Genomic DNA, 13,937 nt, shown 5'->3' with positions numbered 1-13,937 from the left:
GAGCAGCCCTGGCGGCCGGCGGAGGAATTCCGCGCACGGCAGCGGGTAACCGCCGGATCGAATGCCACGACACCGGGGGGAAGACACGATGGGCGCCACGCCGCAGGGCCGAGTCGACACGGTCGTACTGATCCACGGACTCTGGATGACCCCGCGCAGCTGGGAGGGGTGGATCGACCGGTACACGGCGCGGGGCATGCACGTCCTCGCCCCGGCCTGGCCCGGCATGGACCAGTCGGTCGAGCAGTTGCGCGACGATCCCACGCCGATCGCCCAGCAGAGCATCGCCACGATCGTCGCGCACTACGACCGGATCATCCGGGCGCTGCCGCGACCGCCGATCATCATGGGGCACTCCTTCGGTGGGCTGTTCACCCAGATCCTGGTCGACCGGGGCCTCGGCGCTGCCGGGGTGGGCGTGCACCCCGCACCGCCGAAGGGGGTGCTCAAGGTGCCGCTGAGCCAGCTGCGCTCCGCGTTCCCGATCCTGCGCAGTCCGGCCAACCGGCACCGGGCCGTCCCCTTCACCCAGGACGATTTCGCCTACACCTTCGGCAACACCATGAGCCGCGCCGACTCCGACCGGGCGTGGCAGCGCTACGCCGTACCGGGAGCCGGGCGGGTGCTCTTCGAGAGCGTGTTCGCCAACCTCGACCCGCGCTCGCCCGCCCGTATCGACAACGGGCGCAACGACCGCGCGCCGCTGCTGTTGATGGCCGGCGGACAGGACCACGTGGCGCCGGCGAGCGTGGTGCAGTCCAACGCGGCGCTCTACCAGAAGTCCCGAGCGCTGACCGCGTACGAGGAGTTCCCCGACCGGTCACACTTCACCGTCGGGCAGGACGGCTGGGAGCGGATCGCCGACTACGCGCTGGACTGGGCGCTGCGCGCGGCGGCACTGCCCCGGGAAGCGACAATCGCCAGCGAGACCCCGCGCCGCTGAGCCGGCGATACGACGGCGACTTCTCCCTCGGCCGGGCGGGGTTCCATCAGATGTTCACCCGGCAGGGCTGCCCGATCACACCCGTCGGCATGAGAGCGCCATCTGCGGGTATGAGCCGGGGATGAGGGCGAGCTTCCGACTTGGTCGGATCGCGGGTGTGCCGGTCGGTGTCAACTGGAGCGTTCTGGTCATCTTCGCGTTGATCGCTTGGGCGTTGGCCGCCAACCAGTTCCCCCGCTCGTATCCTGACCGCTCCCCGGTGGCGTACGCCATCGCAGGGCTGGCCGCGGCGGTGGTCTTCTTCGTCGGCCTGCTCGCCCACGAGGTGTCGCACGCCGTGGTGGCCAAACGCAACGGCCTGACGGTCGAGGGCATCACGCTCTGGCTGTTCGGCGGGGTGGCCGAGCTGAGGGGCGAGCCGCGCGACCCGGGCGCGGAGCTGCGGATCGCGGGCGTGGGCCCGCTGGTCAGCCTGCTGCTCGGGGCGTTCTTCGGTGCCATCGCGGCGCTGCTCGCGCTGGCCGGGCAGGGCGGGCTGCTGCTCGGGGCGGTGGCGTGGCTGGCCGGCATCAACGTACTGCTGGCGATCTTCAACGTGCTGCCCGCCGCACCCTTGGACGGCGGCCGGCTGCTGCGCGCCGCCGTCTGGAAGGCCACCGGCGACCGGACCCGGGCCTCGGTGGTCGCCGCCCGGGCCGGCTGGGTGCTCGGCGCGCTGCTGATCGGTCTCGGCCTGTGGCGGTTCCTGTCCGGCGTCGGGTTCGGTGGGCTGTGGCTGGCGCTGATCGGCTGGTTCCTGATCGGCGCCGCCGGGATGGAGGAGCGGCAGGCCCGCACCGGCAGCGCGCTGCGCGGAATCCGGGTCGCCGACGTGATGACCCCACAGCCGCAGACCGCCTCGGCGGACATGACGGTCGCCGATTTCGTCGACCACTACCTGTTCGCGTACCGGCATTCGGCGCTGCCTCTGACCGAGGAGGGCCGCCCGACCGGGCTGGTCACTCTGGACCGGGTGCGGGGCGTACCGGCCGACCGGCGGGCGTCGACCACGCTGGCCGAGGTGGCCTGCCGGGCCGACCAACTGGTCCTCGCCCAGCCGGGGGAACAACTCAACGACCTGCTCCCCCGGCTCAGCGAGTGCGCCGACGGCCGGGCTCTGGTGGTGACCGACGACGGCCGCCTCACCGGCATCATCTCCCCCAGCGACATCAGCCGAGCCGTCCAACGAGGCACCCTCCGCACCTCAGCCGCCGCCCAGTAACCCCACCCACCCACACCCCGCCCGCCACGGCGTTGATCATGAAGTTAGCGGCGCGACACGCCGACACCGGCGTCGCTAACTTCATGATCAACGGGGCGAGGCGGGGCAGGGCGGGGGCCAGGAGGGGGCAGGGTGGGAGGCGGGTTAGGAGTGGGGGCAGGTGTTGCGGTATTCCTGGATGGTTGTTGAGGGTTGGGGGGCGGGGCAGAGGAACTGCTCGTAGCGGGTGTCGTCGTCCACGAAGCGCTTCAGCCAGGAGATGCTGTACTTGGCGACCGTGACGTTCGACGACGTGGGCGCGGAGTGGCTGGCGTTGTTGAGTTCCAGGTACGCCTTGTCGAGCGTGGACGGCAGGCTGGTGTAGAAGGGCTCCGAGTGTGAGGTGACCGGTGCCACCGAATCGTTCTCCGCGCCGATGACCAGCGTCGGGACCCGTACCCCCGACCAGCTCTTGACGGTGTGCCAGCCGGTCAACGGGATGGCGGCCTGCAACTGCGGCCGTGTGTTCGCCGCCGAGAGGCTGCCGCCGCCACCCATCGAGTGGCCCATCACGGCGAGCCGGTTACGGTCGATCCGGGTACGCACGCTGCTGGTGTTGGTCAGATAGTCCAGGGCGGCGAGCAGTTGGGTGCCCCGGCTGCCCGGCTGGTCGTACCGGGACAGGGTGTCGATGGTGATCACCACGAAGCCCTGCGAGGCGAGACGCGGCCCGAGCCACGCCACGCTGGATTGGGCGGCGGTGTAGCCGGGTGAGATCGCCACCGCGCCGAAGGTGCCCTCGGCGGTGCTGGTCGGGTAGTAGACCGTGCCGCCGCCAAAGCCGGTGACGCTACTGGCGGTGACGGTGCTCTGGGCGATGGCGAACGCGCCCCGGGTGGCCTCGATGCTGGCCACAGTGGGGGCGGGGCCGCGCTGGTACGGGCTGGCGGCGTGAGCGGCCGGCGCGGCGCCGAGGCCGGCGCCCACCGCGTGAGCGGCCGGCGCGGCACCGAGGCCGGCTCCGACCACGGCCAGCGTGAGCGCCCACCGTAGGACGGGGCGGAAGCGGCGGGGGCGAGGGCGAGGGCGAGGGAGGGCGGACGGAACGGGGGTGATGGCGGGCAAGGGCTGCATGTCTCGCTCCGGGGGGAAGGAGCCGACGACCCCGAGACGGGGCCGGTCGAGGAAATCCATCGACAGTAGCGATTGTCTGGCGCTGTCGGGGAGCGCCCCAATCCCAACCACCCCCCGGCCGGAGGGTTATGCCGGGAAGTACCTGTCCATCAGGTCGGTGCGGAACTTGCCCTTCGGGTCCAGGCGGGTCAGCAGGGCGGTGAAGTCGGCGTACCTCGGGTAGCGGGCGGCCAACTCGGCCGGGTCGGTGACGAAGACCTTGCCCCAGTGCGGACGGGGCGCGAACGGGGCCAGCCGCTCCTCCACCTCGACCAGCACCGGCAGCACCGCGGCGGCGTCGTCGACCCAGGTGAAGTGCACCGCGAGGCTGTCGCGTCGGTGGTTCGGGCTGAGCCACAGCTCGTCCGCCGCGACCGTACGCAGCTCGCACACCTGGAGCACCGGCGCGATCAGGTGCGCCACGTCCCCCAGTGCGGCGAGCGCCTCCATCGCCGCCGCGCGGGGCAGGTGGTACTCGGACTGGAGTTCGTCGCCGCTGCTCGGGGTGAAGCCGAGCTTGAAGTGCGGCAGCCGCTCGTGCCACGGGCCGGGCACGCCGAGCTGGGGGGTGCAGTTCTCCGCCGGCATCCCGAGCACCGGGTGCCGTGGCTCGTCGGCGGCCGTGGTGCCGAGCCAGTCCGCCGGGGGCGGCGGCTGGTCCGCCACCTGCTTACGCCACACCTCCCGCAGGCGCGGCGTACGCCAGTCGGTGAACACGCTCACGCTGTACGCCGAGCCGAGCGCCTCGTCCAACGCCTCGGGGGCCAGGTCGAGGCGCACGTACTGGCGCAGGTCGTAGGTCGGCACCAGGTCCAGGGTGACCCGGGTGACCAGGCCGAGCGCGCCGAGCCCGACCACCATGCCGGCGAACGTGTCGTCGTCGCGGTCCACGTGCAGCAGGTCGCCGTCGGCGGTGACCATTTCCAGTGCGGCGACCGAGGTGGCGAGGTTGCCGTGGGTCTGGCCGGAGCCGTGGGTGGCGGTGGCCACCGCGCCGGCCACCGAGATGTGCGGCAGCGAGGCGAGGTTCGCCAGGGCGTACCCCTTGGTGTGCAGGTGTTGGGCGACGTCGCCGTAGCGCAGCGCGCCGGCGACGGTGACCTGCCCGCGCTCCCGGTCGATCTCGATCGTCGGGGGCAGGCCGGCGAGGGTGACCAGGTCGCCGTCGGTGTCGCCGAGGCGGTTGAAGGAGTGCCCGGTGCCGACCGCGCGAATCCGGCTGCTGCCGGCGACGAGCCGGCGCAGTTCGTCGGTCGTGGCGGGTCGGTGGAACTCCCGCGCGGCGTAGCGCACGTTGCCGGCCCAGTTGCGGCGCGGCACGTCGGCGGCGGCCAGCGGGCCGCCCTGTCCGAGGGCGGTCACTGCGTGGTCCTCCGGTCGGTGGTCGGGTGGTCGGCGAGCGCCGCAGCGAGGGCGTCAAGTGCCGTGTCGGCCTGGAGCCCGCCGTACCCCCGCTGGGCGATCGGCAGGCCGGCCGCGCGGGCGTGTTCGATCTCGTCGCGGGCGGCCTGCCGGGCCTGCGCGTCACCGGACAGCAGCGCGTCCTGGCCGCGTCGGATCAGGTCGTCGACCCGGTTCATCTGGTAGCCGCGCAGGCCGACGGGCAGGTCCGGGTCGGCGAATGCGGCACGGCGCTGCGCGGGCAGGTCCACGAAACGGCCGCCGGCGTAGCGGGCGAGCGCGGCGGCCACCTGCTCGGGCTGCTCCCGGATCTGGTCGAGGACGAGCAGCTCGATCGCGGGCCGACCGTCGATCGGGTGGCGGGCGGTCACCGGCTCGACCGACACGCCCGGCGGGGGCACCAGCAGCAGGCGCGGCGGGTCCGGACGACCGTCCCGCCGGGGTGGCTCGTCGAGGACCAGCGCGTCGACCTCGGCCCAGGCGATCGACCGGCGCAGGCCCGGGCGCCGGATGGTCAGCCCGTCCGCGTTGATCGTGAACCGGAACGGCCGCAGGGCGCTGACCAGCGCCACGACACCGAGCGCGACCGCACCGACCGCGATGATCGTCCGGAGCAGGGCGCCGTCGCTGGGCAGGGCCAACAGCACCACCCCGCCGAGTACGCATACCAGGGCGAGCAGCCGGGACCCCCGGCTCCGGCGCAGCTCCACGCTCGGACCCCCGTTTCTGACCGTGGCGTCGCTCCCAGCATCCTCCGACAGACCGGGCGCCACGGACACCGGACGATCGGACACGGTTGTTCTCGCCATCGTCGGGGAACCCTACGCCCATGAGCAGCTACCGTGACCCTGCCCCACGGGGCGACGTGTTCCCGTCCGAGGAGGAGCTGGACCCGACCGGCAGCGCGGTCGAGCCGGCCAGCGCCCCACCGGACGCCCGGTGGGCGAGCCACCCGTCGCCCACGCCCGGCCCCCGTCCGACACCCGCGCCCGCGCCCGCCCCGACGCCCGTACCAGCGCCCGGGCCGCCGCCGCGCGAGCCCGCCGCCTGATCTACCGGCCAGCGCTCAGAGGTTGGCCATCACCTCGGCGGCGACCAGTTCGAGGTGGTCCAGGTCGGCCAGGTCCAGCACCTGGAGGTAGAGCCGCTGGCTGCCGATCTTGGCGTACCGACCGATGGTGTCCAGGACCTCGTCGGGCGTGCCGGCCAGGCCGTTGGCCCGCAGCTCGTCCGGGTCGCGGCCGATGGCGGCGGCACGCCGGGCCACCTCTGCGTCGTTGCGCCCGCAGCAGAGCACCAGGGCGTTGGACCAGACCATGCCGGCCGGGTCGCGACCGATCTCGGCGCACGCGGCACGGACCCGCTCGAACTGCTCCGCCGTGTCCGCCACCGAGGCGAACGGCAGGTTGAACTCGTCGGCGTAGCGGGCGGCCAGCCGGGGCGTCCGCTTCGGGCCCATGCCGCCCAGCAGGATCGGCGGGCGGGGCTGCTGCACCGGCTTGGGCAGGGCGGGCGAGTCGCTGACCGGGTAGTAGCGGCCGTCGTACCGGAACCGCTCCCCGGCCGGCGTGGCCCAGAGACCCGTGATGACCGCGAGCTGCTCCTCCAGGCGGTCGAACCGCTCCCCCAGCGCCGGGAACGGAATGCCGTACGCGGTGTGCTCCTCGGCGTACCAGCCGGCGCCGATGCCCAACTCCACCCGACCGCCGCTCATCTGGTCGACCTGCGCCACGGTGATCGCCAGCGGGCCGGGCAGCCGGAAGGTGGCGGCGGTCATCAGGGTGCCGAGCCGGATGCGGCTGGTGTCCCGGGCCAGGCCGGCGAGCGTCGTCCACGCGTCGGTGGGGCCGGGGTCGCCGCTCACCCCACCCATCTTGAGGTAGTGGTCGGACCGGAAGAACGCGCCGTAGCCGGCGTCCTCGGCACAGCGGGCCACCGCGAGTAGTTGGTCGTAGGTGGCGCCCTGCTGCGGCTCGGTGAAGATCCTCAGTTCCATGATCCGAGCATAGGTAGCCGATCGGCGGGCCGTGCCCGGACGGGCGGCAACGTCCGGGCACCTCCCCCGACCGGGCCGTCATCGCGGCCGGGTCATCCGGCGCCGACGCCCCTACCGTCCCGCGTGACGCCGTCCACGCTGGACGGGCCGACCTCGACGTCGGGGCGGCTCGGTCAGACGTACGGCCGCTTGGCGTACGCCTCGCGCAACGCGGCCAGCCCGGCCGCTCTCGGCGACAGGGTGCCCCACCCGGAGTTGAAGTAGTTGGTCCGGGCGATCTGCGGCCCACGCTCGGCGTTGAGCTTCGCCACGGCTGCCGGGACGCTGGCGATCCAGGCGGGCTGGTTCGGGATCTCGGCCGCCCGCACCCCCCACTCCGCGATGATCACGGGCCGGGACAGCGCCACCGGGCCGAGGTCCGCCACCACCCAGTCCTTCGTACGGCGGAACCGGGCCAGGGCGGTGTCGTTGGCGTTGGTGGCGTACGCGTTCCACTGGAGGAAGTCCAGCCGGGCCATCAGCGACTCCGGGTGGGTGCGCTGGAAGCAGGCCCGGTCGAAGCCGCCGAGACCGACCGAGAAGGTCGTGCCGGCGGGCAGCGTCCGCGCCTTGAACCAGGTGAGGATGTAGTTGATCGCCTGCACCGCGCGGGCGTCCGACTCGGCCCAGGTGTACGCCTTACCGTTCTCGGTGGTGCCGAACTCGTGGTCGGTGTCCAACTCGGAGGCGAGCTGGATGTTCACCCCGAAGCCGAGTGTCCGGTACTGCGCGAGGGCGCGGTGCAGCAGCCCGTCGCACTGGCCGGTGACGACCTGCGTGTACCCGTACGCCTTCGGCCAGGTGGTGCCGGGGCGTTGCTGGATGGTCATCGACGGCGCCGGCACGGTGTAGGCGGTGCCGTCGACGGTGAGGGTCTGCGGCCCGGTGTCCGGGGCGCCGTAGTGCTTCAGCTCCAGCACCATGTTCATCTGCACCCCGGCCTTGCCGAGGTTGGTCAGCCAGGGCCGGTTGTAGCCGGGGAAGATGTGTCCGTCGGCGAAGCTGCGGTACTGGGTGAGTGAGCGGAAGTTGCCGCCGGCCATGTCGGCGGTCGGGTCCGCGCCTCCGGACAGGTAGTAGCCACCGAGCACCGGCTGGCTCAGGTTGTAGTCCGCGGTGGCCGTCGCGGTGTGTCCGGCGGCGTCGCGCACCTGGACGGTGACCCGGGGCATCACGCCACCGCCCGGTACACGGCCACCGAGCCGTTGTCGGAGACCCGGGTCCAGGTACGCCCGGAGTTGTCGGTGACGGTCACGGTGAGCGGGTCGATGACGGCGCTGACCTTGACCGGCGCGCTGCTGTTGCCCTGCGCGTCGGTGATCACGATGGTGACGGTCAGCGGTTTGGTGTCGGCGTCGGAGTACGTGACGGTCAGCAGCATCTGGTCACCCGGTGCGAAGACGGATGCGTTCAGGGCTGCGGTCGCGGTGGGAGCGGCCATGTCGGGCCCTCTCTGTTTCGGCCGCCAGCGCCGACGCGCGGGTGAGCGACGCCGGAGCGGGCGGGATCCACGGTGCGAACGGCCATGCCGAGAGTGGTCGGGCCGGCGGCTGTGCCGTGCCCGCCGCGGCGGGGCCGGTCTGGGTGAGGGCGGCACCGGCGCGGACGGTGCTGTCCGCAACGGGCCGGGGGAACGGGATGTGGCCCGACACCCGTCCGTCTCCCCACCTGCCCCAAGCGTGCTCTACCAGGGGCTTTACCGTCTTGTCCGGTTTGCGACATGGCTGCTCGCGCGGCTGTCACGTCGTCGGCGCGGGAGGACGCTCGACTCGATGTGGTTCGATGCGGCAATGGTTCTACAGCGGACTCTGGCCGTGCTCCTGCTGCTGATCGCGTTCGCGGCGTTGGTGCTCTCGCACACGTTCCCGTTCCTGGATGACCTCAACGAGGTGGCCGAGACGGCGGTCGTCTTCGGGGGTGTCGTCTGCCTTTGCGCGGGGGTGTCCCTGTGGCTGCGCAAAGCGCCGCAGCGGCCCGCGCCGTGATGGCTCAGAGATAGCTGATGCCGGTCAGCTCTTCGGCGACCGCCCAGAGCCGCTTACCGATGGCCGGGTCGGCGGCGTCCCGGCTGAGCCGGGCCTCGGTGACCCTGCCCCGCGTCTCCCAGAGTCCGGACGGGCCGAAGAACTGGCCGCCGCGCACGGCGGGGTCGGTCGCGGCGCGCAACTGCGGCAGCGCGCCCTGCTCCACCGGCTGGGTTGCCAGCAGCCCGGCCCACGCCATCAGCCGCCCGAACCGGCCGCGGTGCTCCCAGGCACGCGGAGTCAGGTTGGTGCGGGTGAGGCCGGGGTGGGCCAGCGCGCTGACGATCGGCGCTCCGGCGGCGCGCAGGCGACGGTCCAGCTCGACGCCGAAGATCGTGGTGGCGAGCTTGGACCGGCCGTAGGCGGCGGCCGCCCGGTAGTCACGCGCGAACATCAGGTCATCGAAGTCCAGGTGCGCGTTCTTGTGGGTGATCGAGCTGAGACTGACCACGCGGGCTTCCCGCGCCGCGGCCAGGTTGCCGAGCAGCAGGCCGGTGAGCGCGAAGTGGCCCAGCATGTTGGTGGCGAGTTGCAGCTCGAATCCGTCGGCTGAGGTGCGGCGCGGGCCGAGCAGGGACACGCCGGCGTTGTTGACCAGCAGGTCGATCGCCGGGTGATCGGCGGCCAGCTTCGCGGCGAACGCGCGTACCGAGGCGAGGGACGCCAGGTCCAGCTCGCGGACCTCGATGTCGCCGCCGATCCGGCGGGCGGCCTCCTCGCCGGCGGCGGTGTTGCGGACGGCGAGCACGATGTGGGCGCCGTGGCGGGCCAGCTCGGTGGCGGTGACCAGGCCGAGGCCCGAGTTCGCGCCGGTCACGACGGCGATCCGGCCGTGCTGGTCGGGGATGCGGTCGGCGGTCCATCCGGTCATCTGCTGCTCCTGGGGCTGTCGGTGCGTGGACCGACGACGCTAGGAGTGATCCGCGCCGGTTCGGTCGTACCCGGTTGCCTAGGACTGGGGGAACTACCCTGGGCGTCCGGCGAGGCGGCACACTTGCCGTATGACCCATCCGTACGCCCGAGAGCTCGGCGATTTCCTGCGCGCCCGGCGCAGCCGGCTGCGTCCACAGGACGTCGGCCTGGTGCCGGGCGGCCGACGCAAGGTCACCGGGCTGCGACGCGAGGAGCTGGCCCTGCTGGCCGGGCTGAGCACCGACTACTACCAGCGGATGGAGCAGGGCCGGGAGGTCCGCCCGTCCGACGACGTCCTGGACGCGCTCGCCGGCGCGCTCGGCCTCGACGACGAGGAACGCCGACACCTGGTCACCCTTGCCCACGCCGCCCGCCGGCCCATGCCCCGCACGGTGGATCACGGCCCGGAACGCGTACCGGACAGCACCCGTCGACTCCTGCGGGTGATGGACACCCCGGCAGTCGTGCTCGGCCGGCACCTCGACCTGCTCGCCTGGAATCCGATGGCGGAGGCGCTGCTCGGCAACCCGGACGCCTACCCGCCCGACCGCCTCAACATGCTCCTCCTGATGTTCGACGACGCGATGACCGGCGAACGGAGCTGCCCGGACTGGGAGCGGCAGGCCCTGGACTACATCGGCATGATGCGGGCCGCCGTCGCCACCGACCCCACCCACCCGCGGGCCACCGCGATCGTCGGGGAGCTGAGCATCCGCAGCGCCGAGTTCCGACAGCTGTGGGCCCGGTACGACGTCCGCGAGTCGGTCAGCGGCACCAAGACCTTCCGGGTTCCCGAGGTCGGCGACATCGTCCTGGACTGGGACACCTACCCGCTGCCCGGCAACCCCGGCCCGGTCATGCTGGTCTTCACCGCCGAGCCGGGCAGCGCCGACGCCGACCGACTGCAACTGCTGGCCTCGTTGCACGCGACCCGCCCCACCGGTGATCACTCGTGGAACGGGCCGGCGCCACGTGTCGTCAACCGGCGAGCTGGTCGCGGCGGCGGGTGAGGTAGGCCTGTTCCGCCGGGTTACCGGCAAGACCGATGGCCCGGTTGTACGCCGCCCGCGACTCGCCGCTGCGCCCGAGTCGCCGCAGCAGGTCGGCGCGCACGGCGTGGAGGGCGTGGTAGCCGTCCAGGGTCCCGGCGAGCCGGTCGACCTCGGCGAGCCCGACCCCGGGGCCGTCGATCTCGGCGACGGCGACCGCCCGGTTGAGCCGCACGATCGGTGAGGGGTCGAGCAGCGTCAGGCGACCGTAGAGGGCGACGATGGTGGACCAGTCGGTGTCCCGGGCCGACGGGGCATCCGTGTGGACCGAGTTGATCGCGGCCTGCAGCTGGTAGCGCCCGGGTGGGTCACCGCCGGCCGCCACCGCCCTGATCCGCTCGCGAAGCAGGGCGGCGCCCTCGGCGATGAGGGTGCGGTCCCAGGCGCCGCGGTCCTGCTCGTCGAGGGTCACCAGCTCCCCGGTACGGGACACGCGGGCCGACCGCCGGGCGTCGGTGAGGAGCATCAGGGCGAGTAGGCCGGCCACCTCGCCGTCGTCCGGGAGGAGCGTTCGGAGCAGGCGGCCGAGGCGGATCGCCTCGTCGGTGAGGTCGACGCGCACCGGGTCGACCCCCTCGCTGGCCAGATAGCCCTCGTTGAAGACGAGGTAGACGACCGCGAGCACGCCAGCGAGCCGCTCGCGGATGTCGTCGGCCGAGGGCACCCGGTAGGGGATGCGTGCCCCCTTGATCTTCGCCTTGGCGCGGGTGATCCGGCGCGCCATCGTCGTCTCCGGCACCAGGAAGGCGCGGGCGATCTCTCCGACGGTGAGGCCGCCGAGCAGGCGCAGGGTGAGCGCCACCCGGGCCTCCATCGCGAGCGCCGGGTGGCAGCAGGTGAAGATCAGTCGGAGCCGGTCGTCCTCGACCGGGCCGGTCGGCTCGGGAGGGGTGTCGTCGTACACGATCCGGGCCGCCTGGTGCTTGGCGTCGCGCTGCGACTCGCGGCGGAGCCGGTCGATCGCCTTGCGGGCCGCGGTGGTGGCGAGCCAACCGCCGGGATTGGCCGGTACGCCCTCGCGCGGCCACCGCTCCGCAGCCGCCGCGAACGCCTCGGCCGTCGCTTCCTCGGCCACGTCAAGGTCGCCGAAACGGCGCGCGAGGCCGGCGACCACCCGCGCCCACTCGTCGTGGTGGACACGGGTGATCGTCTGCTCGACGGTGGTCGCGGGCTCCAGGCCGTCGGCCTGGGCGCTCACCGCTCCCCGGAGCCGTCACCCCGGGCCTTCCCGGGGCCTCGGAACCGGTGCACCTCCTGCGGCCAGTCGAGCACGGTCGCGAGCCGGCCAGCCCAGTATCGTGCCGCCTCGTCGTCGGGCACGTCCACGACGGCGAAGCCGCCGAGGTGTTCCTTGGTCTCGACGTACGGGCCGTCGGTGAAGACGGGCTTGCCGTCCACCGACACGACACCGCACACCGCGGTGGACCGGTCGAGCCCACCGTTGCTGAAGATCAACACACCCTCGGCCTGCATCTCCGCGATCACGGCATGAGCCGCCGTGGACTTCTCGCGGATCTGCTCCGCCGTGTGCTCGGGCACCCACTCATCGTTGAACGCGATCAGGTATTCCGTCATGGCCGTCTCCTCTCAGCCCCCGCGACGGGGCCGCCCCGACTTCTCGTGTGCGGCCCAGCCGGCCGCACACTGGTTCCACGAGCGGCTGCGCCTCGATACGACACCATCCCGGAAACTCCTCTTCAAGGCGCCCCGGCGTAGCAGCCGAGGAAAGGACGAATGTGGCGGCGATCACATCATCGCGAGACCCGATCACGCGGGAGTCGTCGTCTTACCCCATGTGAGACGAAGTTTGGATGCGGCCGACGAGCAGGAACTCGTGCGCCGCGTGGCCCACGGCGACCGGCGGGCCTTCGACGAGCTGTACCGGCGTACGGCGCCGTGGTTGGAGGTGCGGCTGCGCCGCCGGTGCGCCGACCCGGACGTGGTCGCCGACGTGCTCCAGGAGACCTATCTGGCGGTCTGGCGAGCGGCCGGCAGCTTCGCCGGCGACCACGTCAAGGGCAGCGCCGCCGGTTGGTTGTGGACCATCGCCGCGCACCGCCTGGTCGACGCGTTCCGACGCCGCGCCCGGCAGGCCCAGATTCCGCAGGTGCACCCGACCGACACCGTCGTGCCCGCCGCAGAGGACGAGGTGCTGGCCGGCCGGGTCGGGCAGGAGCTCGAACAGGCCCTCGCCGTCCTGCCGCCCGAGGTCCGCGCGGTGCTGCGCGCCACCGTCCTCGACGGTTTCTCCGTCCGCGAGACGTCCGTGCTGCTCGGCGTACCCGAGAACACCGTCAAGTCCCGGGTCCGCCGCGCCCGGATCGCCCTGCGGGAGGCCCTGTCATGACCACCCATCCCACCCTCAGCGAGATCGACCGCTACGCCGCTGGCGAACCCGGTCTGGACGAGGCGACCGTCTGGTCGATCGAGGTGCACCTGGAGAGCTGCGCCGACTGCCGCGCCCGCCTGGCCGGCAGCACCACGGCCGCGTCGCGCGCCCTGATCGCCGAGGTCGCGGCAGCCGTCGACCGCGAGATCGCCGCCGGCCCCAAACCAAGATCCAAAGCCCTCTTCCGTACGCCGCTGCGGCAACGCTGGTTCGTGGCGGCGCTGCTGCCCTGGGTCGCCATGACCGCCGCCGTCCTCGGCACCGCGGCCCTGCTCACCCACCTCGTGCCCGAGCTGCCGTCGATCGTGTTGCTGCTCGCGCCCCTGGCGCCGCTGCCCGGGGTCGCGGTCGCCTGGAGCAGGCACGCCGACCCGGCCTGGGAGCTGATCGCCGGCACACCCTCGGCCGGTCTGACGATGCTGCTGCGGCGCACCGCCGTGGTGCTGGTCCTCGTCATCCCGGTGCTCGCCGTGTTCGCCGCCTCCGGCGCGAGCCGGGCGAACCCCGCGCTGATGCTGCTGCCGTGCCTCGCCTTCACCGCCGCCACGCTGCTGCTCGGCTCGCTCGTCGGCGTCCGCCGTGCCGCGATCGGCCTGATGGCGGCCTGGGCCGCCGTCGTGGTCGCCCCGAGCCTCGCCACCGCCGAGCTGCCCGTGCTGCTCGAGCCCGCCGCCGCCGGCGCGTGGGCCATCCTCACGGCCGTGCTGGCCGCCCTGACCCTCCTGCGCGCCGGCAGTTTCCGGCGCCTGACCTCGTTCTGAGAGGAATCCC

Annotated in this window: 16 protein-coding genes; 7 read left to right on the top strand and 9 right to left on the bottom strand. The window is 72.8% G+C overall.

Annotated elements, in window-relative coordinates:
- Positions 1 to 61: 61 nt before the first annotated feature.
- Together ABZ808_RS27155 and ABZ808_RS27150 are read left to right on the top strand one after the other, a co-directional pair.
- Entirely contained in the window at positions 62 to 943 is an 882-nt protein-coding gene (locus tag ABZ808_RS27155; protein WP_357011759.1) for an alpha/beta fold hydrolase, read from the top strand.
- A 121-nt stretch (positions 944 to 1,064) separates the two neighbouring features.
- Complete coding sequence (locus ABZ808_RS27150) at positions 1,065 to 2,204, top strand: site-2 protease family protein (protein ID WP_357011757.1); 1,140 nt, start codon at positions 1,065 to 1,067, stop codon at positions 2,202 to 2,204.
- 144 nt (positions 2,205 to 2,348) lie between these two features.
- On the opposite strand, the gene ABZ808_RS27145 is transcribed toward ABZ808_RS27150, so the two are convergent.
- The 3 genes from ABZ808_RS27145 to ABZ808_RS27135 all read right to left on the bottom strand — a co-directional run bounded on the left by ABZ808_RS27145 (position 2,349) and on the right by ABZ808_RS27135 (position 5,467).
- The gene (locus ABZ808_RS27145; RefSeq protein ID WP_357011755.1) at positions 2,349 to 3,317 is read right to left on the bottom strand and encodes an alpha/beta hydrolase; all 969 of its coding nucleotides are present in this window, start codon (positions 3,315 to 3,317) and stop codon (positions 2,349 to 2,351) included.
- Positions 3,318 to 3,443: 126 nt separating this feature from the next.
- Positions 3,444 to 4,718 carry an FAD-binding protein gene (locus ABZ808_RS27140; protein WP_357011753.1) on the bottom strand — a complete coding sequence of 425 codons (1,275 nt, stop codon included), beginning with the start codon at positions 4,716 to 4,718 and terminating at the stop codon, positions 3,444 to 3,446.
- Positions 4,715 to 5,467, bottom strand: coding sequence for a hypothetical protein (locus tag ABZ808_RS27135; protein WP_357011752.1), 753 nt, complete (start codon positions 5,465 to 5,467; stop codon positions 4,715 to 4,717). Before ABZ808_RS27135 ends, ABZ808_RS27140 begins: the two co-directional genes overlap by 4 nt.
- Positions 5,468 to 5,586: 119 nt before the next feature.
- On the opposite strand from ABZ808_RS27135, the gene ABZ808_RS27130 reads away from it, so the two are divergent.
- Positions 5,587 to 5,808, top strand: coding sequence for a hypothetical protein (locus ABZ808_RS27130; RefSeq protein ID WP_357011750.1), 222 nt, complete (start codon positions 5,587 to 5,589; stop codon positions 5,806 to 5,808).
- Positions 5,809 to 5,823: 15 nt separating this feature from the next.
- On the opposite strand, the gene ABZ808_RS27125 is transcribed toward ABZ808_RS27130, so the two are convergent.
- From ABZ808_RS27125 to ABZ808_RS27115, 3 genes are all read right to left on the bottom strand, one after another.
- Positions 5,824 to 6,753, bottom strand: a complete 930-nt coding sequence (locus tag ABZ808_RS27125; protein ID WP_357011748.1) for an LLM class F420-dependent oxidoreductase — start codon at positions 6,751 to 6,753, stop codon at positions 5,824 to 5,826.
- Positions 6,754 to 6,926: 173 nt separating this feature from the next.
- The gene (locus ABZ808_RS27120; RefSeq protein WP_357011745.1) at positions 6,927 to 7,964 is read right to left on the bottom strand and encodes a hypothetical protein; all 1,038 of its coding nucleotides are present in this window, start codon (positions 7,962 to 7,964) and stop codon (positions 6,927 to 6,929) included.
- Positions 7,964 to 8,233: a hypothetical protein gene (locus tag ABZ808_RS27115; protein WP_357011743.1), complete on the bottom strand. Its 270-nt coding sequence runs from the start codon at positions 8,231 to 8,233 to the stop codon at positions 7,964 to 7,966. The genes ABZ808_RS27120 and ABZ808_RS27115 overlap by 1 nt, the downstream gene beginning before the upstream one ends.
- Before the next feature lie 349 nt (positions 8,234 to 8,582).
- Here ABZ808_RS27115 and ABZ808_RS27110 point away from each other — a divergent pair, with 349 nt between their 5' ends.
- Positions 8,583 to 8,777, top strand: coding sequence for a hypothetical protein (locus ABZ808_RS27110; protein WP_357011741.1), 195 nt, complete (start codon positions 8,583 to 8,585; stop codon positions 8,775 to 8,777).
- 4 nt (positions 8,778 to 8,781) lie between these two features.
- Here the strand turns inward: ABZ808_RS27110 and ABZ808_RS27105 are convergent, their stop codons facing one another.
- Positions 8,782 to 9,687 carry an oxidoreductase gene (locus tag ABZ808_RS27105; protein WP_357011739.1) on the bottom strand — a complete coding sequence of 302 codons (906 nt, stop codon included), beginning with the start codon at positions 9,685 to 9,687 and terminating at the stop codon, positions 8,782 to 8,784.
- Between the two features lie 130 nt (positions 9,688 to 9,817).
- On the opposite strand from ABZ808_RS27105, the gene ABZ808_RS27100 reads away from it, so the two are divergent.
- Positions 9,818 to 10,738, top strand: a complete 921-nt coding sequence (locus tag ABZ808_RS27100) for a helix-turn-helix transcriptional regulator (RefSeq protein ID WP_357011737.1) — start codon at positions 9,818 to 9,820, stop codon at positions 10,736 to 10,738.
- On the opposite strand, the gene ABZ808_RS27095 is transcribed toward ABZ808_RS27100, so the two are convergent.
- A complete protein-coding gene (locus ABZ808_RS27095; protein ID WP_357011735.1) occupies positions 10,707 to 11,975 on the bottom strand; it encodes a DUF6596 domain-containing protein in 1,269 nt (422 codons plus the stop codon). The two genes, ABZ808_RS27100 and ABZ808_RS27095, sit on opposite strands and share 32 nt — an antisense overlap.
- Complete coding sequence (locus tag ABZ808_RS27090; RefSeq protein ID WP_357011733.1) at positions 11,972 to 12,352, bottom strand: YciI family protein; 381 nt, start codon at positions 12,350 to 12,352, stop codon at positions 11,972 to 11,974. Before ABZ808_RS27090 ends, ABZ808_RS27095 begins: the two co-directional genes overlap by 4 nt.
- 220 nt (positions 12,353 to 12,572) lie before the next feature.
- On the opposite strand from ABZ808_RS27090, the gene ABZ808_RS27085 reads away from it, so the two are divergent.
- Positions 12,573 to 13,124 carry a sigma-70 family RNA polymerase sigma factor gene (locus tag ABZ808_RS27085; RefSeq protein WP_357011730.1) on the top strand — a complete coding sequence of 184 codons (552 nt, stop codon included), beginning with the start codon at positions 12,573 to 12,575 and terminating at the stop codon, positions 13,122 to 13,124.
- On the top strand, positions 13,121 to 13,927 hold the full coding sequence (locus ABZ808_RS27080; RefSeq protein ID WP_357011728.1) for a hypothetical protein: 807 nt from the start codon (positions 13,121 to 13,123) through the stop codon (positions 13,925 to 13,927). Before ABZ808_RS27085 ends, ABZ808_RS27080 begins: the two co-directional genes overlap by 4 nt.
- The last annotated feature ends 10 nt before the right edge of the window (positions 13,928 to 13,937 follow it).

This window comes from Micromonospora sp. NPDC047527 (assembly GCF_040643015.1).
Taxonomy (GTDB): Bacteria; Actinomycetota; Actinomycetes; order Mycobacteriales; family Micromonosporaceae; genus Micromonospora.
Note: the sequence above shows the minus strand (reverse complement) of the source record. Positions and strands in the feature narration are given on the sequence as shown.